Origin of the sequence: Phyllobacterium sp. NPDC097923, assembly GCF_044760925.1 — a bacterium.
Classification (GTDB): domain Bacteria; phylum Pseudomonadota; class Alphaproteobacteria; order Rhizobiales; family Rhizobiaceae; genus Phyllobacterium; species Phyllobacterium calauticae.
Genome location: NZ_JBIWBL010000001.1, coordinates 926,067 through 948,331, shown reverse-complemented (window position 1 = coordinate 948,331; position 22,265 = coordinate 926,067). Strand labels below are relative to the sequence as shown.

General features: G+C 60.6%; 24 protein-coding genes. 10 read left to right on the top strand and 14 right to left on the bottom strand.

Annotated elements, in window-relative coordinates:
• The first annotated feature begins 198 nt into the window (after nucleotides 1-198).
• Entirely contained in the window at nucleotides 199-2,304 is a 2,106-nt protein-coding gene (locus tag ACIQWS_RS04735) for a S9 family peptidase (protein ID WP_403170873.1), read from the top strand.
• A gap of 98 nt (nucleotides 2,305-2,402) precedes the next feature.
• On the opposite strand, the gene ACIQWS_RS04730 is transcribed toward ACIQWS_RS04735, so the two are convergent.
• Complete coding sequence (locus ACIQWS_RS04730; RefSeq protein ID WP_403170870.1) at nucleotides 2,403-2,849, bottom strand: hypothetical protein; 447 nt, start codon at nucleotides 2,847-2,849, stop codon at nucleotides 2,403-2,405.
• Nucleotides 2,850-3,019: 170 nt separating this feature from the next.
• Between ACIQWS_RS04730 and ACIQWS_RS04725 the strand changes: the two genes are divergently transcribed.
• Nucleotides 3,020-3,358 carry a metallophosphoesterase gene (locus tag ACIQWS_RS04725; protein WP_346307906.1) on the top strand — a complete coding sequence of 113 codons (339 nt, stop codon included), beginning with the start codon at nucleotides 3,020-3,022 and terminating at the stop codon, nucleotides 3,356-3,358.
• A 2-nt stretch (nucleotides 3,359-3,360) separates the two neighbouring features.
• Here the strand turns inward: ACIQWS_RS04725 and ACIQWS_RS04720 are convergent, their stop codons facing one another.
• Entirely contained in the window at nucleotides 3,361-4,464 is a 1,104-nt protein-coding gene (locus ACIQWS_RS04720; RefSeq protein ID WP_403170865.1) for an FAD-dependent oxidoreductase, read from the bottom strand.
• 73 nt (nucleotides 4,465-4,537) lie between these two features.
• Between ACIQWS_RS04720 and ACIQWS_RS04715 the strand changes: the two genes are divergently transcribed.
• The gene (locus ACIQWS_RS04715) at nucleotides 4,538-4,984 is read left to right on the top strand and encodes a MarR family winged helix-turn-helix transcriptional regulator (protein WP_403170860.1); all 447 of its coding nucleotides are present in this window, start codon (nucleotides 4,538-4,540) and stop codon (nucleotides 4,982-4,984) included.
• 18 nt (nucleotides 4,985-5,002) lie between these two features.
• Here the strand turns inward: ACIQWS_RS04715 and ACIQWS_RS04710 are convergent, their stop codons facing one another.
• From ACIQWS_RS04710 to ampC, 5 genes are all read right to left on the bottom strand, one after another.
• On the bottom strand, nucleotides 5,003-5,971 hold the full coding sequence (locus tag ACIQWS_RS04710) for an aliphatic sulfonate ABC transporter substrate-binding protein (protein ID WP_403170856.1): 969 nt from the start codon (nucleotides 5,969-5,971) through the stop codon (nucleotides 5,003-5,005).
• A gap of 188 nt (nucleotides 5,972-6,159) precedes the next feature.
• Entirely contained in the window at nucleotides 6,160-7,083 is a 924-nt protein-coding gene (locus tag ACIQWS_RS04705; protein ID WP_403170853.1) for a c-type cytochrome, read from the bottom strand.
• A gap of 22 nt (nucleotides 7,084-7,105) precedes the next feature.
• Complete coding sequence (locus ACIQWS_RS04700; RefSeq protein ID WP_346307902.1) at nucleotides 7,106-7,558, bottom strand: cytochrome c; 453 nt, start codon at nucleotides 7,556-7,558, stop codon at nucleotides 7,106-7,108.
• 188 nt (nucleotides 7,559-7,746) lie between these two features.
• On the bottom strand, nucleotides 7,747-8,091 hold the full coding sequence (locus tag ACIQWS_RS04695; RefSeq protein WP_346307901.1) for a hypothetical protein: 345 nt from the start codon (nucleotides 8,089-8,091) through the stop codon (nucleotides 7,747-7,749).
• 214 nt (nucleotides 8,092-8,305) lie between these two features.
• Nucleotides 8,306-9,484 carry a class C beta-lactamase gene (gene ampC / locus ACIQWS_RS04690; RefSeq protein ID WP_403177483.1) on the bottom strand — a complete coding sequence of 393 codons (1,179 nt, stop codon included), beginning with the start codon at nucleotides 9,482-9,484 and terminating at the stop codon, nucleotides 8,306-8,308.
• Nucleotides 9,485-9,708: 224 nt separating this feature from the next.
• Between ampC and ACIQWS_RS04685 the strand changes: the two genes are divergently transcribed.
• The gene (locus ACIQWS_RS04685; protein WP_403170846.1) at nucleotides 9,709-10,578 is read left to right on the top strand and encodes a LysR family transcriptional regulator; all 870 of its coding nucleotides are present in this window, start codon (nucleotides 9,709-9,711) and stop codon (nucleotides 10,576-10,578) included.
• Here ACIQWS_RS04685 and ACIQWS_RS04680 read toward each other — a convergent pair whose 3' ends face one another.
• Nucleotides 10,579-11,052, bottom strand: coding sequence for an SRPBCC family protein (locus tag ACIQWS_RS04680; protein WP_403170843.1), 474 nt, complete (start codon nucleotides 11,050-11,052; stop codon nucleotides 10,579-10,581). It lies immediately after the preceding gene.
• A gap of 195 nt (nucleotides 11,053-11,247) precedes the next feature.
• Between ACIQWS_RS04680 and ACIQWS_RS04675 the strand changes: the two genes are divergently transcribed.
• The 5 genes from ACIQWS_RS04675 (at nucleotide 11,248) to ACIQWS_RS04655 (ending at nucleotide 14,695) form a co-directional block, all read left to right on the top strand.
• Complete coding sequence (locus ACIQWS_RS04675) at nucleotides 11,248-12,132, top strand: carbon-nitrogen hydrolase family protein (protein ID WP_403170841.1); 885 nt, start codon at nucleotides 11,248-11,250, stop codon at nucleotides 12,130-12,132.
• A gap of 178 nt (nucleotides 12,133-12,310) precedes the next feature.
• Nucleotides 12,311-12,979, top strand: a complete 669-nt coding sequence (locus ACIQWS_RS04670; RefSeq protein WP_403170837.1) for a hypothetical protein — start codon at nucleotides 12,311-12,313, stop codon at nucleotides 12,977-12,979.
• Between the two features lie 61 nt (nucleotides 12,980-13,040).
• Complete coding sequence (locus ACIQWS_RS04665; RefSeq protein ID WP_346307897.1) at nucleotides 13,041-13,733, top strand: YafY family protein; 693 nt, start codon at nucleotides 13,041-13,043, stop codon at nucleotides 13,731-13,733.
• Between the two features lie 69 nt (nucleotides 13,734-13,802).
• Entirely contained in the window at nucleotides 13,803-14,189 is a 387-nt protein-coding gene (locus ACIQWS_RS04660) for a VOC family protein (RefSeq protein WP_403170829.1), read from the top strand.
• The gene (locus tag ACIQWS_RS04655) at nucleotides 14,186-14,695 is read left to right on the top strand and encodes an EVE domain-containing protein (protein WP_403170826.1); all 510 of its coding nucleotides are present in this window, start codon (nucleotides 14,186-14,188) and stop codon (nucleotides 14,693-14,695) included. The genes ACIQWS_RS04660 and ACIQWS_RS04655 overlap by 4 nt, the downstream gene beginning before the upstream one ends.
• On the opposite strand, the gene ACIQWS_RS04650 is transcribed toward ACIQWS_RS04655, so the two are convergent.
• Complete coding sequence (locus ACIQWS_RS04650; RefSeq protein WP_403170822.1) at nucleotides 14,613-15,905, bottom strand: MFS transporter; 1,293 nt, start codon at nucleotides 15,903-15,905, stop codon at nucleotides 14,613-14,615. The two genes, ACIQWS_RS04655 and ACIQWS_RS04650, sit on opposite strands and share 83 nt — an antisense overlap.
• A 134-nt stretch (nucleotides 15,906-16,039) precedes the next feature.
• Here ACIQWS_RS04650 and ACIQWS_RS04645 point away from each other — a divergent pair, with 134 nt between their 5' ends.
• On the top strand, nucleotides 16,040-16,483 hold the full coding sequence (locus tag ACIQWS_RS04645; RefSeq protein WP_346307893.1) for a helix-turn-helix domain-containing protein: 444 nt from the start codon (nucleotides 16,040-16,042) through the stop codon (nucleotides 16,481-16,483).
• 224 nt (nucleotides 16,484-16,707) lie between these two features.
• On the opposite strand, the gene ACIQWS_RS04640 is transcribed toward ACIQWS_RS04645, so the two are convergent.
• The 5 genes from ACIQWS_RS04640 to ACIQWS_RS04620 form a co-directional block, all read right to left on the bottom strand.
• The gene (locus tag ACIQWS_RS04640; RefSeq protein ID WP_105737248.1) at nucleotides 16,708-17,307 is read right to left on the bottom strand and encodes a superoxide dismutase; all 600 of its coding nucleotides are present in this window, start codon (nucleotides 17,305-17,307) and stop codon (nucleotides 16,708-16,710) included.
• Nucleotides 17,308-17,462: 155 nt separating this feature from the next.
• Nucleotides 17,463-18,341 (bottom strand): branched-chain amino acid aminotransferase, encoded by an 879-nt coding sequence (locus tag ACIQWS_RS04635; protein ID WP_223611414.1) that lies wholly within the window; start codon nucleotides 18,339-18,341, stop codon nucleotides 17,463-17,465.
• 382 nt (nucleotides 18,342-18,723) lie between these two features.
• A complete protein-coding gene (locus ACIQWS_RS04630) occupies nucleotides 18,724-19,431 on the bottom strand; it encodes a L,D-transpeptidase (RefSeq protein WP_223611415.1) in 708 nt (235 codons plus the stop codon).
• A gap of 231 nt (nucleotides 19,432-19,662) precedes the next feature.
• On the bottom strand, nucleotides 19,663-20,559 hold the full coding sequence (locus tag ACIQWS_RS04625; RefSeq protein WP_403170808.1) for an alpha/beta hydrolase family protein: 897 nt from the start codon (nucleotides 20,557-20,559) through the stop codon (nucleotides 19,663-19,665).
• Nucleotides 20,560-20,588: 29 nt separating this feature from the next.
• Nucleotides 20,589-22,124: a helicase HerA-like C-terminal domain-containing protein gene (locus tag ACIQWS_RS04620; protein ID WP_403170805.1), complete on the bottom strand. Its 1,536-nt coding sequence runs from the start codon at nucleotides 22,122-22,124 to the stop codon at nucleotides 20,589-20,591.
• Between the last annotated feature and the right edge of the window lie 141 nt (nucleotides 22,125-22,265).

The following is a 22,265-nucleotide window of genomic DNA, read 5'->3' as shown; positions in this document are numbered from 1 at the left end:
GCAGGCGGCGCGCCACAGTATTCGCAGATGAACCGGCGGATCTCGTCTATCGGCACATCCGATGCAAGGCGCTGTTCCGGACAGGCAGGATTGACGAATCCTTCGCAGATGTGATTGTCATCGTGTTCTCCGGCAAAGTGCGACATTGTTCCGTTGCAAAGTCATCAGCCTTTCCATCCACTGTACTTAGAGTATTTCATGACCAAAACATCACGTTTCACCTCTCTTCCCGCCCCGCAATCAGCCAAACACCCGGTATCGGACACGCGCCACGGCATAACCCGTGTCGACAACTATGCGTGGATGCGCGCCGACAACTGGCAGGACGTGTTCAAGGATCCGTCCGTGCTCGATCCGGCCATCCGCAACCACCTGGAAGCGGAAAACGCCTATCAAACCGCGCTGATGGCCGACACGAAGGCGCTGCAGAGCACCCTGTTCGATGAGATGAAGGGGAGGATCAAGGAAGACGATTCCTCGGTCCCCTCCAAGGACGGCCCCTTTGCCTATGGCACGTCCTACAAGACCGGCGGCCAGCATCCGCGCTTCTTCCGCATACCGCGCGACGGCGGCGCGGAGACGATGCTGCTGGACGGCGATCTGGAAGGCGAAGGCAAGGCCTATTTCAGCTTGGCTTCCGCCGATCATTCGCCGGATCACGCCAAAATGATCTGGGGTTTCGATGACAAGGGATCCGAGTTCTACACATTGCGGGTGCGCGATCTGACGACGCTGGCCGACGCGACCGATGTGGTCACCGAAACATCGGGTGACGGCGTGTGGAATGCCCAGTCAACCGGCTTTTACTACACCAAGGTGGATGCCAACCATCGCCCGTCGCGCCTGTTCTACCACGTGCTCGGCCAGCCGGAGAGCGCGGACCGCCTGATCCATGAGGAAATGGATCCCGGCTTTTTCATGGGCGTCAGCGGCAGCGCGCTCGATGATTTCATCTTCATCGATTGTCACGATCACGAAACGTCGGAAGTCTGGCTGCTCGATGCCAGGGATGCCGCGTCCGAACCCCGCCTTGTCGCCGCGCGCCAGTCCGGTGTGGAATACAGCATGACCGAAGGCGGCGACGTCTTCTACATCCTCACCAACATCGACGGTGCCAAGGATTTCAAGATCATGAGCACGCCGGTGACCGCGCCGGAACCGGCCAACTGGACCGAGGCGGTGGCGCACAAGCCGGGACGCCTGCTGCTCGGCCATGGCGCCTACAGGGATTATCTGGTCTGGCTGGAGCGGGAAAACGGCCTGCCGCGCATCATGATCCACAACCGCCACACGGGCGAGGAACACGCCATCGCCTTTGACGAAGAGGCGTTTTCCCTCGGCCTGCAGGGAAGCCCCGAATATGACAGCGAGGTCATCCGCTTCTCCTACTCCTCCATGACCACACCATCGCAGCTCTACGACTATAATATGCGCACGCGCGAGCGCACGCTGCTGAAAACCCAGGAAGTCCCCTCCGGCCACAACCCGGACGACTATGTCACGCGGCGGCTGCTGGCTCCGGCGGCGGACGGCGAAACCGTGCCGGTTTCCATCGTCTATCACCGCGATACGAAACTGGATGGTTCCGCACCCTGCCTGCTCTACGGCTATGGCTCCTACGGCTCGACCATGTCGGCAAGTTTCAGCACCACGCGCCTGTCGCTCGTCGATCGCGGCTTCATCTATGCCCTCGCCCATATTCGCGGCGGCAAGGACAAGGGCTATGCCTGGTATGAGAACGGCAAGCGCCTGCACAAGAAGAACACGTTCAGCGATTTCATCGCGGTCGCCAGCCATCTCGTGGCGGAAGGCTTTACCAGCCCGCAAGGCACCATAGCCCATGGCGGCTCGGCCGGCGGCCTGCTGATGGGCGCGGTTGCCAACATGGCGCCGGAAGCCTTTGGCGGCATCATCGCCGAAGTGCCCTTTGTCGATGTCATCAACACGATGCTGGACGATACCTTGCCGCTTACCCCGCCCGAATGGACCGAATGGGGCAATCCGATCACCTCGCCGACGGACTATGCCTACATGGCGTCCTATTCGCCCTACGACAATATCCGGGCACAGGCCTATCCGCCTGTTCTGGCGGTTGCCGGGCTGACCGATCCGCGCGTCACCTACTGGGAACCGGCCAAATGGGTGGCCAAATTGCGCGAGCTGAAGACCGACGATCATCCCGTGCTGTTCCGCGTCAACATGGATGCGGGGCATGCGGGTGCCTCCGGCCGCTTCTCCCATCTGGAGGAAGTCGCCTATGTCTATGCCTATGCCCTCAAGCTCGTGAACAAGACCGCGGCCTGATCACAGGCACGTCATCCCCGCCGCCCGTTGACACCAGCGGGCGGCCGGTGCACTGGGTAGCTGGAAATATCAGCACGGCATTTCCCGCGCGTGTACCCCTATCGCAAGATCAGTTTTGACCTGTCATCCGGATCGGTATCGATAAGGCGCTCTGTCTTTACTGCCAGGATATAAGCCGGAATCTTGAAGACAATTTCCATATTTCCAAATATTGCCAGAGCGTGTTCCGGCAGTTTCCGCCTCTCATATGCCGCCAGATCGATACCGGGGCCGATATGTCGCCATAGCCCCGGCTGATTGGCTTGGCGAAAGCTGCGGGCATCAGCCCAGTCGAAGGAAACGATCCAGCTTTCGCCCGGCCGCATTCGCTCGATTTCTGCAGCAAAATCGCGCGCCAGTTGCAAGGCACGGACGGAAACCCGGACCGAGCCCGGCCCGGCAAGCTCCCAAGCATGGGGCGCATCGTCAAAAAATCGCGTTGCCATCGACGAAATCCTCAAAACGGTCTCAGGAACTGCGGTGGTTTTAACTTCTCGTGAAAGCACTCAAGGGATAATATTCCTATTTCTTATTCCGCCGTCAATTCGACTTTGGTCGCGCAGATGTGTTCGCCAGTGCACCTCGTCACGGTTACACGTGCTGCGGTTTCGGCTATAAAGGCACAAAGCGCTTGTGGGGAAGCAATGTCAGACTTGGTTCACTGCGGAGGTTTATGATGAAACGAAGCGCTCTTGTCCTGATGCTCGGCGTGGCGTTCGCCGCCCAGCCCCTGCTTTCGGTTCTGGATACAACCGGGGTGCAGGCAGCGGTTCGCAAGAATGTCAGCGAATTTGCCGGGCAGCGCTGCAACAACCCGCCGCGCGGATCAGGCGTGATCGTCGGCCGCTATTCCGGCACGACCGACAATCCGATCATTTCCATGGGCAGCGACAATGTGCCGGTTTCCGACTTTCGCTGCTTCCGCACGATGGAAGAATGCCGCGGCTGGCTCTACACCATGCGCAGCAAATATGTCGACGGGAACTCCGTGCTGATCGGGTGCAACAGGCGCTGAGTTCAGGCCGCGCCGCTGATCCGCTTCATCGTGGCTTCCAGACTGTCCTGAGCAAAACCGTCATCCATCGCCTGCATTGCATTGCTGGCAGCAGTCGCGGCCCGCGCCCACATCGTGGCTTCGTAAGCCCGCACAGCCGTGTTCCGGTCCTCGTCCCCGGTCAAGGCATCGGCGAGATCGGCGGCATCGCGCAGCGCCAGATTGCCACCCTCGCCCGCCGGTGGCATGACATGCGCTGCATCGCCGATCAGCGTCACACCAGCGCGGCTCTGCCAGCGGTGCCCGACTGGCAGCGCGCAAATCGGCCAGGGCCGCACCGGGTCCTTTGCCGATTCTATGAGCTGCAGCAGACTGCCGTCCCAGCCGGCGAACTGCGCGGCAAGGCTTTCCTTCGTCGCCTCGAACCCCGGCTTCTCCTTGCCCCGCAGCGCCGCATAGACGCGGATATGCGCATTGGCGTTGCGCTGCGCGAAGATCGATTTGCCGTCGCCCTTGGCAATCATCGTGCCGCGTCCGACCAGCGCCGCAATATCGGGATGGCGCGCGTCGGCATCGTCGATCGCAAGTTCATAGAGGGTCAGTCCGATATGCCGGGGCTTTTCGTCCGACACCAGTGCACGTACCCTTGACCCTACGCCGTCAGCTCCGACAACGAAATCCTGCCGGGCGACGGAACCGTTTTCGAAATGCAGTTCGAACGTGCCGTCATCGCACCCCAAGGCTTCCGTCAAACGGCAGCCCCAGCGAACACTGTCTGCCGGAATGGACCGCAAAAGCAGGTCTCTCAATTGGCTGCGGTCAATTTCCGGGCGGTCCCCGTCGGAGGCATCGTCCTTGTAGACAAGCAGGCCGTGCTTGTCATAAAGCCGCGTGCCCTGGTCTTCGTAGCGCGCAAAATGCTGAAACTCGGCAAACAGCCCCGCCCGCTTCATGGCGTACTGCCCGGTTCCGGGATGCAGGTCGAGCATACCGCCCTGCCCGCGATGCAGGGCCGATTCATCCCGCTCATAAACCGTGAAGGCGACGCCCTTCAGATACAACATACGCGCGAGCAACAGCCCGCCGGGGCCACCGCCGACAATGGCGATCCCTGAATTCTTTGACATGTTCATCATCTCACTGGTAGATTGCATAGGGTCCTATTATTATATCATAGGGTCCTATGCAAGGAGAATCGCCATGCCCGGCCCGGACCCGAGACAAACCCCATCTTTCCTCATCAAGCAGGCAGCGCGAGAGCTGATGCGCAGAGGCGAGGAGCGGCTGCGGCCGCTTGGTCTCGGCGCGGCCTATCTCCCGGTTCTGGTGGCGGTGAAGAATGGCGAAGCATCGACGCAGGCCGATCTGGCCCGGCTGCTGCAGGTGGAACAGCCGTCCATGGCCCAGGCGCTGGCCCGGATGGAACGGGACGGCTTCATTCAGCGCAAGCCCGATCCGGCCCATCGGCGGAGCCAGATCATCGAGCTCACCGCGCTCGCCTTCGAGCGCCTGCCGCAGGCCTATGCGGCGCTGAACGAGGGCAACATTCTGGCCATGACGGGTTTTTCCGCCGGCGAGACGGCGCAGTTCGTGGCCTTTCTCAATCGCGTCAATGCCAATCTGCGCAATGAGGATAGCAAGTCCTGATTCCCCCGAATGGGCGGCTCAGGCGGGCCTGCCCTTCCAGACGATATCGCTGACGTTGAGTTTTTTGGGAATGATCTTCAACGCATAGAACTCATCCGCCAGCGCCTGCTGATAGGCAACAACCTCCGGGGTGACGGCTCCGACATTGCCCAGCTGGGCACCGTCGCGTGTCAGCGTGACCCTCTGGATATCCTCGGGCACGCCGGTGATTTTCGACAGGGCGGCGACGGTCTCATCCAGATTGTCCTGCGCCGCCCGGCCAACCCGCGCCAGTTCGTCCAGCACGTCGCTCAGGATATCGCCATGGGCAGCGGCGAAATCGCCATTGCTCAGGAAATACGACCAACTGTCGACGATTCCCCGGCCCGTTGCCAGAATACGGGTTTCGGGGCGTTTTTCGGCAACCGCCAGATAGGGGTCCCAGATCGACCACGCATCGATCTGGCCGGAGGAAAAAGCCGCCGCCGCATCCGGCGGCGACAGGTCCGACGCCGTGATGTCGTTCACCGACAGGCCCGCCGTGCGCAGCGCCTTGACCGTAAAATTGTGCGCGCTTGAGCCGCGCTTGAAGGCAACACGCTTGCCTTTGAGATCGGCAAGACTGTTGATCGGCGAACCCTTGCGCACCAGAATGGCCGATCCGTCCGGCGAGCCCTTGTAGGTGCCGGCATAGACCAGATTGCCGCCCGCGGCCTGCGCAAAGAGCGGCGGCACATCGCCGGTCGGGCCGAAATCGACCGCACCGGCGCCCAGCGCCTCGAGCAGCGGCGGACCGGAGGAGAATTCGGCCCAGCTCACGGCGATGCCGCGCGCCGCAAAGCGTTTCTCCAGCGCGCCCGTCCCTTTGGCCAGGGCGAGGACACCGTTCTTCTGCCAGCCGATGCGCAGTGTTTTGACCGGCGCAGTGGCAGCACGGCCGGTCAGGGGTATGAGCGCGGTCACGGCACCGGCACCAATCAGGGCGAGAGTCTGTCTGCGGTTTAACATCGATGCCATCCTTTCCATCTCATGCGGGCTGCCATAAGCAGGCACCTGTGACGCAAGGATGGGGTAAACGCGGAACCGGATCGACGTCATAAATATTGAACAATGGGCAGGATCAGAAAAATCATGCCCCGGCAGGCCGGATGAAATGAAATCGTTTGGCCGAAAGGCCATCCCAGCGGCGTGCCGATTCAGGGCTTTGGGAAACCGCGGGGATGGGCAGGAATGGCTTTCAGGTAAGCCGCAATCGCCGCACGGTCGGCTGGCTCCAGATGCGCCGTGTTCAGCACGACGTCGGTCATGGAACCGCCGAGCGAGTCGAAATCGGGCGTAAACCCGCTTTCCAGCGCATAGGCGATATCCTTCTCCGACCAGCTGTCGATACCGCCCTCGCCGCCAGTGATGTTGGGAACGACCCCCTTGCCCTCTGGTGCTTTGGCTCCCGCCAGCCAGCGGCTCTTATCCAGCCCGCCAATGGCGTTGCGCGGCGTATGGCATTCACCGCAATGGCCGGGGCCTTCCACCAGATACTGGCCGCGTTTGATCGCATCGCTCGCCCCGGCAACGGTCAGAACCGGATCGGATGCCAGATAGAGCCGCTTCCACAGCCCCAATCCCCGGCGGACGGTGAAGGGGAAACGCAGCCGGTGATCCGCCGCCACATTGTCCGACGGCGGCAGCGTTTTCAGGTAGGCATAGAGATCAGCGATATCCTGCACCTGCATGCGCGCATAGGAGGTGTAGGGAAAGGCGGGATAATAGTGCCTTCCATCCGGCGATACCCCGGCGAGCATGGCATTGGCCAGGTCTTCGAACGACCAGGCGCCGATGCCCTTGCCGGAGGGAGAAATGTTGGGGGTAACGAAAGTACCGAACGGCGTGACCAGCTCATGGCCGCCTGTCAGCACCAGACGCGCATCGCCTCTGGCGCCCGGTGCGGCATGGCAGGAGGCGCAGCCCCCCGACCAGAACACCCGTTCGCCGCGCTTGGCATCACCGGGAGCCGCGGCGGCAAGCCGTGCCGGATCAACCCGCGACGGCGCAGACAGCAACCAGAATCCGGCTCCGCCCACCAGGGCAGCCACAATGACGAGCAGCAGCAGCTTGCGGATCATTGTGCCTCCCCCGCCTGTCCGATCAGTTCTTCTTGATGCGGAAGGTCTGATGGCAGGCGCCGCAATTCTGCGAGACCTGCGCGAAGGCAAGCTTGAAGCTGTCAAGGTCCTGCGGTTTGGTGGCAGCCGCTGCTGCGGCATCGGCCTTGTACTTGTTGACAGCAGCGACGAAGCCCGCATTGTCTTCCCAGATTTTCGGCGAAGCGGTGGTCTCGCCGCCGGTGTCGCTGCCGGCCGGAAACAGCGCTGCCGGATCGATCTTTTGGGCATCCTCGTTCAGCTTGCTGAGAGCCGCCAGCACCGCAGCCGCATCAAACGGCTTTTCGCCTTTGGCAATCGGGGCGATACTGCCGATGGTCTTGCCCTGATCCTTCATAATCGCCTGCCGGTCCGCAATCGGATCAGCGCCTGCGGCAGCCGAAAACACTGTCATGGCCAGCAAAGGCGCCGCAGCGAATGCAATCAGTCTCTTCATGGATGTCTCCAACTCTCGTGGCTTCAAAAACATGTGGCTTCAAGGGTTTTCAGGGGCATTCCCGGGTCCGAACCCTACAGTAAACATCCCGGATTGCACCCGCCCCATACGATCACATTTTCGTATGACAGACATTGGTTCGCATACGAAAAACCCCGGCTTTCGGCCGGGGTTTTGCTTTCTGTCCGTCAGATACGGCGCCATCTGCGATCATGGCGGTGATGCCAGTACGGGCGATCCCAACGGCGGTCATAGCGATGATAATAGCGGCGGTCCCAACGACGGTCCCAACGGCGATCATAGCGGTGACGCCAGTGCGGGCGATCCCAGCGGCGGTCATAGTGACGATAATAGCGGCGGTCGTAGCGGCGATCGTAATAGTCACGGTAATACTGAACGCGCTGCACATTGCTGTCTGCAGCCGCTGGCCCTGTTGCGGTGATGGGCTTTTCGACAGTCATCGGGGCGGCGGACACCGGTCCGGCTGCTCCGAGGGCTCCGATCGACATCACGACGGCAAAAAGAGCTGACATCAACTTTTTCATAGTGCCTCCAGTGAAATGCGCCCTGAGAACGTGCATTTCGACATGTTAAGTCCCTTGGGAATAGACTTAAGTCTAATCCCATGAACCAGAGATGAATAATCAATATGGCGCAGCAATGGCACGGGGGATGCGGGCGATCACATATAAAAACGGCCCGTGCGAATATGTGAAAACACCTTCGCACGGCCCGCTAGGGCATCCCTTATTCGCTCGCGCCGTTGTTGGCATCCAGCCGCGTCAGTATCTGATAGGCCATGCGGATGCGGTCCTCATTGGGATAGTATTTGTTGGCCAGAATGACGATGCCGAACTGCTTTTTCGGCACGAACGCGACATAGCCGCCGAACCCGTTGGTGGAACCTGTCTTGTTGATGAGCACTTCGTCGCTGGCAGGCTGCGGCGGCGTCAGCGCGGTCACCGGCGTCGGCTTGAGCATGTCGGGAGAGTTGCCGCGCAGTAGCGTCTTCAGATCGACCGGATAGGCATATTGTTCCCAGATCAGGTCCTGCGTCATTGCGCCGACCTTGAAATAGCCGGTATGCGTATCGGCGATCGCCCGCTGCAGCTTGCCTTCCAGCCTGGCCATTTTCATGTTTGCTTCCAGGAAATGGATCAGGTCCGTGCTTGTGGTTTTCACGCCATAGGCTTCCGAGGAAAGGACCGCCTTGCTCACCCGGGCCGGAACATCCTTCCTGGTATAACCCTGGGCATAGTCCGCCATTTTGGTGTCCGGCACGTCGATATAGGTGCTTTTCAAGCCAAGGGCCGGAAACAGCTGCCCTTCCATCAACGCGGCAAAATTCCGGTTCATCGCCTTTGCCGCGATGTAACCCAGCATGCCGATGCTCGGATTGGCATAGGTCCGGTATGTTCCGGCGGCATAGGCCGGCTTCCAGTTCTGCAGATAGGTCATCAGCTGGTCGTCGTTCTTCACCTCGTCGGGAACCTGCACCGGGAAGCCGCCCGGCGTATGGGTGCCAAGGTGCATCAGGCTGACATTGCCGAAGGCCGTATCCCGCATGGACGGCAGATACTTGCTGGTCTTGTCCGACAGGGAAAGCTGACCGTTTGCCTGCGCATAGGCCGCAAGCGTGACCACGAAGGTCTTGCTGATCGATCCGATCTCGAAGAGCGTATCGGCCGTGACCGGCTTGCCGGTTTCCCGGGAGGAAACGCCGTAGTCAAACAGATAGGGCTTTCCCTTGATCGTCACGGCGACGGCCATTCCGGGAATATTGTATTTTTCCATGACCGGTCTGATTGCCGCATCCACGACGGCCCTGACTGCCGTCGCCGGTTTGTCGGCCGCATGCCCCATGGCGGCTGGCGCACAGGCGGCAAACAGGATGGAGAGCAGAACTCTGGTGGCTTTCGCTGGCATTTCTTCGACTTCCTTTGCTGGTTCGGCATTGTGGACGGGTCCGCGACCGGCGCGGATTGCGCGCCGATTGAAAACCCCGCAGGTGCTGGTCATGGAGATCGCCTGACATAAGACTGGCTTCCGCATTGCATCGCAGACCTGCTGAGCCGCATCTATCTAACCGGCTGGGATGCCCTGTCAAAACATGATATCTCGGGGCAGACATAAGAAAAATTAGGGTATCCATGGTTCGGCCATTTCTCCCCCTCAACGGCCTCAGAGCCTTCGAAGCTTCCGCGCGGCACCTGAGCTTCACCCGCGCGGCCATCGAATTGTGCGTGACGCAGGCTGCGGTGAGCCAGCAGGTGAAGAGCCTGGAAATGCGCCTGGGCGTACCGCTGTTCCTGCGCCTGCCGCGCGGCCTGAAGATAACGGCGGAAGGCGAAGCGCTTTTGCCCGTGGTCACCGGCTCCTTCGACCGGATGGCCGACACGCTTGACCGGATCGAGGGCGGACAGGTCCGCGAGCTGCTGTTTCTGGGGGCGGTCGGCACATTCGCCGTCGGCTGGCTCCTGCCGAGACTGCCGGATTTCCAGCGACAGTTTCCCTTTATCGAGGTTCGGCTGTCGACCAACAACAATCGCGTCGACATGGCGGCGGAAGGGCTTGATTTTGCCATCCGGTTCGGCAGCGGCGCCTGGCACGGCACGGATGCGACCCGCCTGTTCGAGGCGCCGCTCTCGCCGCTGTGCGTGCCGCAGCTGGCCGAGACGCTGCTGGAGCCCGCCGATCTTGCCAGTCACACGCTGCTGAGAAGCTATCGCATGGATGAGTGGAACAACTGGTTCGCGGCGGCCAATGTTCCCGCCTCGCCGCAATTGAACAAAGCCATCGTGTTTGACTCGTCCCTGGCCATGATGGAAGCCGCCCTGCAGGGGATCGGCGTTGCTCTTGCGCCGCCGATGATGTTTTCACGCCACCTGACCGCAGGCGCCATCGAACAGCCGTTCCAGACCTCGATCTCGCTGGGAAGCTACTGGCTGACGCGGCTGCAATCGCGCACGCCAACACCAGCCATGGCCGCCTTTGCCGAATGGATCGTTTCAGCGCCCTGATCAGATTGAAACCGTCTGGTTTTTCAATACAGCGCCGAGATTGTCGAGCATGGCGCTCCAGCCGGCCCGGCGGTATTCCGGCTTGTCTTCATCATCAAGAAAGGCCGCCTGTTCTGTGAGGACAAGGCGGCAGCCTTTGCCCGATGGCGTGAGGTCAACGGTCACGATGCTGCTGGAAATGGGCGTCGTTTCGCGTCTCATCGTGCCGGCGGAAATGATCCGTTCATTCGGCACGATATCCTGGTAGGAACTGGTGCTGATATAGGTTTCGCCGCCAGTCTTGCCGAAACGGAAGATGTCACCGCCGCCGACACGAAAATCGAAGTGATCATAGGCCGCGTGCCAGCCATCGCCCATGGCGTTCCAGCGCAGGAGCGCCTCGACACTGGACCAGGCAGCAAAGACGCGCTCCGGCGGGGCATCATAGGTGCGCTCGACAATGATGGTTGCATGGTTGACGGAACCTCCGGTCATGATGTCCTCCCTTGCCGGTCAATTCATTAAGCGATTGCTTAAGTATCACGCGATTGGCGATCGCGCAACTAATACTTAATTATTGACTTAAGTGTCTTACCCCCGAAAATGTCCGCTGCCAGCGCAGCGCACCGGTTCTTGCATAAGCGGCAATCGGGTAAACTCCATGGTGCTGGTGAGTCGAAGGAAAAGCCCGTGAAGAAAAAACGCGCCGACCACGTCTGGGATGTCCCGCCTTCCGCGCGCGGCAAGCCCGCCCGGCTGACGGTTGCCACCTGCCAGTTTCCGGTTTCACATGACATCAACGCCAATCTGGCCCACATGCTCGATCTCATCGCCCGCACCGCATCTGCCGGTGCTGATGTCGTGCATTTTCCCGAATGCGCCCTCTCCGGCTATGGCGCCGCGACATGGCCATCCTGGGATGATTTCGAATGGGCAACGCTCAACGCCGCCATGGACAGGGTTGCCGAGGCGGCTCGCGCCCATGCGATCTGGATCGTCACCGGTTCGGTGCATTGGGATCACGCGCACACCCGGCCCACCAATGCGCTGTTCGTGTTTGACGATAGGGGAGCGATTGCCGGGCGTTATGACAAGCGGCGCTGCTCGATCAACGATCTGCGCGCCTTTGCGCCGGGCGACACGCCGCTGACTCTCGATATCAAGGGTGTGCGCTGCGGTTTTCTCATCTGCCTCGACTGGGCTTTTCCCGAACTCTGGCAGGAACACGCCGGCAAGGTCGAGCTGGTCTTCCATTCCTGCTACACGGACAATGTATCGCGCGACCGGATTGAGGCCCACACCATCCAGCCGCTGATCCAGGGCTATGCCTGGCTCAACCAGTATGCCGTCAGCTCATCCAATTCATGCCGGCCGCGCCAGAATTTCCCCAGCTTCTGGATCGAGCGCACCGGCCATCACGGCGGCAGCGCGGCACGGGACGAAACCGGTTTCATCCTGAACGTGCTGACCGACGATCCGGAACTCGACGCCTTCTGCCAGCGGGTGCTGGAATTCCGGCGTTCAGCCAGCGACGGCAGCCTCTATGCGCCCTATCTGGAAGCCAACAAGGCTTAACCTGACTACGACCAAAATCGTATAGCGTCCAAACGCGCAATATGCAGATCTGAAGGGATTGAAAAGACGAAGGCGGCGCCTTCCGGCCCGCCCTCACTTTTGTCTGCAGCAGATTTGCGCTTGGCGCAGTGATCACATCCGCAGCTCATGCTCAAAATTTAAGATACGGTGGAAAGGAATGCAATATCCGTTTTCGTGCGTGCCGGCCGTCCACTCCGACATCGAAAGCACACTGTCTCCGGCCCGCCTCGCTCGCTACCTGCCAGCCGCTGGAGGCGACCGGCATCTGGCACTCCGGCTCTACATCTGGAACGCGCGTCTTTGCGAATCCTTGTATCTGCCGATGCAATTTGCGGAAGTCGCGGCGCGGAATGCAATTCAAAAGCCGGTCGTCGGACGATTCCACAACCGCTGGTACGAGAACCCCCGGTTCATCAATCTTCTTCCGGCGCGAATGAAGGATGAGCTGATCGATACCAAGCGAAGGGAGCAAAAGAAGCATGCCGCAATGCTCCGTCAGGACCACATTGTCGCCGGCTTGTCACTCGGCTTTTGGGTCTCCCTCATGACCGCCGCCTACGACAAGCAGTTATGGGCACAGGGGGTCAGGGCCGCATTCCCGCATGCGGATCCGCGAGAAAGCCGTGAAAGTATCCGCGCCCGTCTGGATAGCATGCGACGCTTTCGCAATGACATTGCGCATCACGCGGCAATTTTCGACCGTTCTCCGCAAAAAGAATTTCAGAACGTCATCCATATCACCGGCCTTATCTGCGAAAACACCTGCTGGCTTTCAAAGCAACTGTCCAGATTGCAAAACGTCATCAACGACCGGCCAAGACTCTGAATTCGCAACCACTGCCAAAATATGGCATGATGTGGCAACGCATCCCCGCAGGTGAGTAACCGTGTCCCGATCCCAGCGCCTTCTCGACCTGATTCAGACCATGCGCCGCTATCGGCGTCCGGTCAGCGGCAAGGTGCTGGCGGAGGAAACCGGCATCAGCATCCGCACGCTCTATCGCGATATCGCCACCCTGCAGGCGCAGGGCGCCCATATCGAGGGTGAACCCGGCCTTGGTTATGTGCTGCGTCCCGGCTTCATGCTGCCGCCCCTGATGTTCACCGAAGAGGAGATCGAAGCGCTGGTGCTCGGCTCGCGCTGGGTGGCCAAACAGCCGGACAACCGGCTTTCCACGGCGGCGCGTGATGCCCTCAACAAGATCGCGGCGGTGCTGCCGGACGACCTGCGAGAGAGCGTCGACACCTCTGCCCTGCTGGTTGGTCCCGGAGACGGATCGGCAACCGATGGCATCGATCTGGCCGACGTGCGCAAAGCGATCCGCAGCGAGCGCAAGCTCGATATCACCTATCGCGACGGCAATGGCAGTCAATCCAGCCGCCTGATCTGGCCCTTCGCGCTGGGTTTCTTCGATAAAATGCGCGTCATCGTTGCCTGGTGTGAACTGCGCCAGGATTTCCGGCATTTCCGCACGGACCGGCTGTCGCGGCTCGAAGCAACGGATATACGCTATCCCAAGCGCCGGCAGGTCCTGTTGCAGGAGTGGCGCGACGCGCAGGGTATCGCTCAGCCGCGCTGATCACTACTGCCAGAAACTGGCAGCATGCCGTTTTATGGTGTTCCCATCACAACCTGAAGGAGAAATGCCGTGGCCAACCCCAATCTCATCATTCTCTACGTTGCCAATGCCCCTACCAGCCGCGCCTTCTATGCGGCTCTGCTCAAGCGCGAGCCGCTGGAAGAAACGGTCAATTTTGCCATGTTTGCCCTCGACTCCGGCCTGCTGCTCGGCGTCTGGGCGCATGACAAGGTTGAACCGGCCGTTACCAGCATTGGTTCAGGCAGCGAACTCGTGTTCAGCGTGGATACGGACAGCGAAGTCGAGGCAACGCACAAGGACTGGGCGGCACGCGGTTTGCCGATCGTTCAGGCGCCGGTGCACATGGATTTCGGCTACACCTTTGTTGCCCTCGATCCGGATGGTCACCGGCTGCGGATGTTTGCCGCAACCCCGGAACAGGGAACGGCGCAATGAGCCGGCACTGGATTGCAGTTGCTTCGGCGGACCATGTCCGCCGCGGCCTGCAGGACGGCTTCATGCAGGTGTGCCACGGCAAGGAAGGCCCGCTGAAGCGTATCAAGCCCGGCGACGGGGTGGTCTATTATTCGCCGACCGAGATATTCGGCGGCAAGGACCGCCTGCAGGCTTTCACCGCCATCGGCGTGGTGCAGGCGCAAGACGCCTACCGCCACGACATGGGCGGAGGATTCGTGCCGTGGCGCCGCAATATCGGCTGGTTCGATGCCACGGAAGCGGACATCCGCCCGCTGCTCGACAGTCTCAGCTTCACCAGGGGCAGGCAGAACTGGGGCTACCAGTTCCGCTTCGGGGTGCTAGCCATCAGCCCGGAGGATTTTGATGTCATCGCCGGGGCCATGCATGCCCATCGCCAAGGGTTTAATGTTGCCCCGCCTCTGCCATCGCTCCGGCTGGCGTGCGATGACGGGTTGCAGCCCAGAACATCAGGGCAAGCGCACTGATGCCCGCCCCCGCAAGGCTGACCCCTGTCCAGCCGGCGGAGGCATAGACCAGCGTGGAGCCGAGCGAGCCTGCCGCACTGCCGATTGAGTAGAAGATCATATAGCCCGCCGTCAGGCGGCTCTGCGCTTCCGGACGCACACGGTAGATCAGGCTCTGGTTGGAAACATGCACCGCCTGCAGGGCGAAATCGATGGTCACGATGCCGATGATCAGGAACCACAGCGACACCTGCATGAAGGCGACCGGTAGCCACGACAGGAGCATGATGGTCAGGGCAATGCCCGTGGTGCGCTGCGCATGACCCCGGTCGGCCCAGCGCCCGGCCCGCGAGGCCGCCAGCGCTCCGGCAGCACCGGCAAGACCGAACAGCCCGATTTGCGTGTGCGACAGCGAAAACGGCGGCGCACTCAGCGGCAACACCAGCGGTGTCAAAAGCATGGTGATGTCGGCGAAGATGAACATGGCAATGACGGCACGGATGCGCAGCACCGACTCTTCGGCAAACAACAGGAAGACAGATCTGATCAGCTTCGGATAGGCGATTTTTGTCCGCCGCACTTCGTTGCGTGGCAGGAGGTGAAACAGCAGCGCTGCAATGATCAGCGTCAGCACCGCCGAGACGGCATAGACCGAGCGCCAGCCCGCCAGATCGGCCATGGCACCGGCAATGGTGCGGGCCAGCAGAATACCGATGACGATGCCGCTGGTGACGATGCCGACCACCTGCCCGCGCTCATGCGGCTTTGCCAGACTGGCGGCATAGGCGACGAGCGCCTGCGTGACAACGGCGAGCAGGCCGATGGCGGCCATCGCCACCAGCAGCGCGAGCGAGGTCGGGGCAAAGCACACCGCCAGCAGGGCCAGTGCGGAGAGAACCGATTGGCCGGCGATCAGCCGGCGGCGGTCGATCAGATCACCCAGCGGCACGATCAGCAGCAGGCCCAGCCCGTAACCGACCTGCGAAATCGAGACGATCATGCCGATGGTGGCGTGACTCATGCCAAAGCTGTCGGCAATGGCGTCGAGCAGCGGCGGCGCAAAATAGACGTTCGCCACGGCCAGTCCGCAGGCAATGGCAAACAGAAGTGCCAGGGGGCGGGAGAATTCTATGGCCTGCGGCCCGCTGAAAGGCGTTTTTTCAGCAATTTCATCCGTATAGACCGCTTGTCCACCGCCAGTGACCAGATTATCGTCCTGCTCAAGCTTCATCGCATCCTCCTGCGAATGTGGTTGCAAATTAAAACCTGTTGCGTCTTAGCTCTATCGGTTTTATATTGCAACTACCCTTCGCAGAGGGAGAAACAAGATGAGCACTGCTCTGCGACCAAAAAAGGGGGACTACAATGGTCAAGCGAACGAGCCACAAGGATGATCCGTGCCCGGTGGCAAGGCCACTGGATGCGATCGGAGACTGGTGGTCACTGCTGATAATACGCGACGCGTTTGAGGGATCGCGGCGTTTTGGGGAATTTCAGAGAAGTCTTGGCCTGGCCAAGAATATTTTGTCGACGCGGCTGCGTAATCTCGTTGCCCATGACATTTTCACCATTGCGCCCTGCGCCGATGGCAGCGCCTACAATGAATATGTGCTGACCGAAAAAGGCCGCGATCTCTTCCCGCTGCTTGTCGCCCTGCGGCAATGGGGCGAAGAATACTACTCCGACAGCTATCAGGCGAAAGTCCAACTGGTCGACCGCGAAACGGGTAAACCGGTGCGGCGGCTGGAGCTGCGCTCCGATGACGGGCGCCTGCTCGGGCCTGACGATACGGTGGTTGTCGGGAACTAGATTTCCCTGCCCTCGCCCTGCCTGACATCGCTCCGCGGTGTCCGGCAGTTGCGCCTTTCTAATATGCAAATGAAAATCATTTGCAATAAGACTTGACGACAATCCAATTATTCGTATTCTGTGATGGTGCCAGTGGAACGCTGGTTCCGGCCGGCCCGGGCGGACAATAGAAAAAGGCCCCATCCATGACGGGGCCTTTCCATCGATATCACGCGGGAAAAAGCTTATTTGGCTTTTTCGTAGAGTTCGAGGACGTAATCCCAGTTGATGAGACTGTCGACGAAAGCTTCGAGGTATTTCGGGCGGGCATTGCGGTAGTCGATGTAATAGGAGTGTTCCCATACGTCGACGCCGAGGATTGGCGTTGCGCCATGAACCAGCGGGTTTTCGCCGTTTGGTGTCTTGGAGATTTCAAGCTTGCCGTTCTTGACGGAGAGCCATGCCCAGCCGGAGCCGAACTGCGTGGTGCCGGCAGCGATGAAATCGGTGCGGAACTTGTCGTAGCCGCCGAGATCCGAGTCAATGGCCTTTTCCAGAGCGCCCGGAAGCTTCTTGCCGCCGCCGTTCTTCTTCAGCCAATGCCAGAAATGCAGGTGGTTGTAATGCTGGCCGGCATTGTTGAAAAGGCCGGCATTCTTGCCATAGGACTGCTTGACGATCTCTTCAAGCGAGAGATTTTCAAGACCGGCTTCGGCAGCCAGTTTGTTGCCGTTGTCAACATAAGCCTTGTGGTGCTTGTCATGATGATATTCCAACGTCTCGCGCGACATGAAGGGGGCGAGTGCGTCGTAATCATACGGCAGTGCGGGCAGTTCGAAAGCCATGGAAGTCTCCTCTTCGATTCAATCTGTGATCAGAATTGGTTAGCCCGTCGGGGCGCACGCCAATCCTGACAAAACCTGCGCTTGTTACATAGGTCCGTATTTCCCCGGGGGCAATGCGGAACGGATCAATATTTCGGTTTGATCCGGTTTCGGCGTTAAATTTTCGGCGTGGAGTGGGCGAACTCCCAATAGAGCTCCCTCGCCTTCTTGGTGATCGGACCCGGCTGAAGGTCGCGGCCTTCAATACGGGTAACGGGCACGACCTTCGAATGGTTCCCCGTGGAGAAAATCTCGTCGGCGTTGAGGAAATCCTGCACCGTCAAGGTCGCCTGCGTCGTGCGGAAACCGTAATCGGCCAGCACGTCGATCGTGCGGGCGCGGGTGATGCCGGACAGGAACGTGCCATTGGGCGCGGGCGTGAAAATATGCCCGTCCTTGACCATGAAAATGTTCGAGCTGCCGGTTTCAGCGACATTGCCCAGCATATCGAGCACCAGCGCATTGTCGAAACCGCGGGATTTGGCCTCGAGAATGGCGCGGCCATTGTTGGGATAGAGGCAACCGGCCTTGGCATTGGTCGGCATCGTCTCGAAGCTCGGACGGCGGAAGGGCGAAACGGTGACGGAAAAACCCGTGGGCTCCTGCATCGGCGATTCGTACAGGCTGAGACAGAAGCGGGTTGAAGCGGGATCGGCGGGCACACCCATATAGCCGCCATGCTCGGCCCAATACATCGGCCGGATATAGACGGCGATCCGGCCATCGAATTTTTTCAGCCCGTCGCGGGCAAGACCGGCAATGTCTTCCGCGCTCATGGTCGGCTGGAGACCAAGCGCGGCGGCGGAGGCATTCACCCGGGCGCAATGGCGGTCAAGATCGGGCGAGACGCCCTCGAACCAGCGTCCGCCGTCAAAAACTGTCGAACCCAGCCACATGGCGTGGCTGCGCGGCCCGATCAGAGGCACGTTGCCCTCGTGCCAGTCACCGTCGACATAGGTCCAGGTGGTTGATTGCGCTGCTGTATTGACTGCCATGAGAGTGATTCCGTCGCTGAGAATAGGTCGCCCTATCGAAGGGTTATTCGACCGCAAGGTCAATGGTTCAGACGCTGCGGAAGGCAAATTGCGACAAACGGACCGCCATAACCAGCACTTTTCCGCGTCAAACCACGGCTTCTCATACTTTTGATGAATTGCGCATCGGAATATCGCCGGTCCACTATGACACGGCAGCATTGAGCCGTTTGTCAGTTCCGGACTTCAAATGTTGTGAGAAAACGCACCGTATCATTTCCCCCCGCTCCCCTCAGGATACGGCTTCTTGGCGGACCCCTTGCCGGGTCTGCTTTTCTTTTGGCTCAAAGAAAAGGCCGGCAACCCCAGGTCACCGGCCTTCCATGTGGACAAAGGCGACAGATTACATCACCAGGATCGGCGTCTTGTTCGGCACGCGATCATAGAGATCGATAATGTCCTGGTTGATCAGGCGCACGCAGCCCGACGAAACCGCCTTGCCGATGGACCACCATTCCGGCGAGCCGTGCAGGCGATAGAGCGTGTCCTGGCCATTCTGGAAGATGTAGAGGGCGCGGGCGCCCAGCGGATTGGTCAGGCCGGGCTGCATGCCGCCATTGCGGGCGCTGTACTGCACCAGCTCCGGCTGGCGGGCAACCATCTCATCCGGCGGAGTCCAAGTCGGCCAGTGGCGCTTCCACTGGATAACAGCGCGGCCGGACCAGGCAAAGCCTTCGCGGCCGATGCCGACGCCGTAACGGATCGCCTGACCGCCCTCGCGCACCAGATAGAGGAACTTGTTCTGGGTATCGACAACGATGGTGCCGGGCTGTTCGCCGGTCGGGTCCTGAACGACCTGCCGCAGATAGCGCTTGTTCATCCTCTTGATCGGAATGGCGGGCAACTGATAGCCGTCATCCTCGCGCGCCGCATACATGGCTTCATAGGAGCCAAAGGCCGGATCGACATCCGCCTGCGGTGCGAGCGGCTGGCCATTGTCGTCAACCTTGATAACCGGCATATCCGGGATTGCGGCGCATCCGGCGAGGCCGACGGCCGCTGTTGCGGTCAATGCAGTCAGGAAACCGCGGCGGGAAATCATGTTTTGCATCATTGAACCAATTTAGCGGTGGGAGATGGAGTGTGAGATAGCATGGATCGGGTTTACCAGCTCTAAACGCACATAAAATATGGCAACGGACCGTTGGCAATATGGCGCAAACAAGGCGGGTGGCGGACTGTTGCCCTCCCGCAACAGAAAGACTGCCTGAAGGATGCCTGCACCGTTCACCGGGCGATAAACAATTCGTGAGACCGCCAAACCCGCATTCCCATCGCCGAATCACCGGGGTTCATAGCGAAAATCCGACACGCCGAACCGCCCGGCAAGACTGCTGAGCGGCGCATCGCCGGTCTTGCCTCTGACATAGCGATCCATGAAGGCGACACTGGCTTCACTGATGCGCGTGCGGGTGAACAGGCCGAGATCGGTCCACGTCAGATGACCCGCACCCAGGAATTCCACGTAATATTTCGGGCCCTTCGACAGGTCGTAGCCGCCGCCCGGCCGCCTCACTTTCGGGGTCACAAAAATATCGCGCGTGCCGCCCTGGTACATGACCGGGGCTTCGAGATGCCGCAGCGAATCCCGGTGCAGATAGGGACCGACATAGGGGGACAGGGCGAGCGTTGCCTTGACGCCATCGATGCGCCAGCCGGGCCAGGCGCCGCTCATGCCCAGCACGGTATAGCCGCCGAGGGAATGCCCCGCGAGCCCCATCTCGTTCCAGTTGATCCGGCTGTTCCACTGCCGGTCGCGCTTCAGGGCGGCAATCACCTTGCTGAAATCATAGGCGCGGTTCCTGAACGTGGCCTCCGTCCAGCGCAGGGGCTTGCGCAGGGAAACCTGCGGCTTGTCGAGAATGCTCTGGTCGCCATTGTTGCAGGTCGCATCGTGATGATTGGGCGCGAAGACGATGTAGCCCGCCTTGGCAAAGGCCCGCATCAGGAATTTCGATTGGGTCGAACAGCCGTGGAACCCGTGCGAGAAGAAAATGACCGGCTGGCGGGCAATCGTCCGCTGGTCCGGTTCCCACACATGGACCGGCACCCCGCCGATCACCGCTTCGCTGTCTTTGGCAAGGGCGGTTCCCGCCGTGGCCAGCACAGCAGTGAGAATGGCGGCGATCAATCGCAACACGGGGCGTGGCAGAGCGAAAGATTGGCCTGTGCTGTTCATCGGCGCCCGCCTTGTCCGCTGTCGTAGCCCTAGCGCTTGCTCAGGCTTCCCAGGATGCCGCGCACCAGCGCGCGGCCAAGCGAGCTGCCCACCGAACGGACCACCGATTTCATCGCCGCTTCCGCCACCGTCTGGCGGGCACGGGGCTGGCCGCCGCGCGGACCCGGCGTGCTGCTGCCGCCGCCCAGAATATCCGGCAGGCGCCAGCCGCTGGTGCTGTCGGCTTCCTGTTCCTTCGTGGCTGCAGCGTCCGCCTGTCCCTGCGCCGCCTTTTTCTGCAGGACCTCATAGGCGGATTCGCGATCGATCATCTGGTCATACTGGCCGGCAACCGGGCTGGCATTGATCAGCTTCTGCCGCTCGTCAACGGTCAACGGGCCGATGCGTCCCGCGGGCGGGCGGATCAGCGTGCGCTGCACGATGGACGGCACGCCTTTTTCCGCCAGGGTCGACACCAACGCTTCGCCGGTGGACAGGTTGGTGATTGCAGCGAAGGTGTTGAAATCCGGATTGGGGCGGAAGGTATCGGCCGCCGTCTTCACCGCATTCTGCTCGCGCGGCGTATAGGCGCGCAGCGCATGCTGCACGCGGTTGCCGAGCTGGGCCAAAACGGTTTCCGGCACATCCAGCGGATTCTGCGAAATGAAGTAGACCCCGACCCCTTTGGAGCGGATGAGGCGCACCACCTGCTCCACCCGGTTGAGCAGGGCTTTCGGGGCCTCATTGAACAGAAGATGCGCTTCATCGAAGAAGAAGACGAGGCGCGGCTTTTCCGGATCGCCGATTTCAGGCAGTTCCTCGAACAGCTCCGACAGGAGCCAGAGCAGGAAGGTGGAATAAAGCCGCGGATTCATCATCAGCTTGTCGGCGGCCAGCACACTGACCACGCCGCGGCCATTGGTGCTGGTGCGCATGATATCGGCGATGCGCAGGGCCGGTTCGCCAAAGAATTTCGTGCCGCCCTGCTGCTCAAGCACCAGGAGGGAACGCTGGATGGCGCCGACGGAAGGTTTGGTGACATTGCCGTAACGCGCGGAAATTTCCTCGGCACGCTCGGCGATATTGACCAGCAGAGCCTGCAGGTCCTTCATGTCGAGCAGCAGCAGCCCCTCTTCGTCGGCGATCTTGAAGGCGATGTTCATCACGCCTTCCTGCGCTTCGGTGAGGTTCATCAGTCGCGAGAGCAGCAGCGGCCCCATTTCGGAAATGGTGGCGCGGATCGGATGGCCCTGTTCGCCGAAAATATCCCAGAAGATAACCGGCGACGCCTCGAGCGCATAGGGATCGAGCCTGACCTCCGCCGCCCGCTTGACGAGAAAATCCTTTTCCTCGCCCTTCGCGCCGATGCCCGACAGATCGCCCTTGATGTCGGCACAGAAGACCGGAACGCCCGCACGCGAAAAACCTTCCGCCAGAACCTGCAGCGAGACGGTCTTGCCCGTCCCTGTCGCGCCGGTGATCAGGCCGTGGCGGTTGCCGTATTTCAGCAGCAGCGCTTCGGCCTGCTGGTAGCTGTCATCCGGTTTGCGGCTCGCACCAAGGAAGATACTGTCGTCAGCGGCCATGGGGGTGATCCTCTTCACTGTGGTGTTTCTGCCATCCGATATAAAGGCCGGATGCCCGGGGGACAATGCCTTGCAGCCGGGACTCATGCATAAGATTGCAAGGCCGCGCTGAAATTGCTGACGTTTTTGTGTCATCTTCCC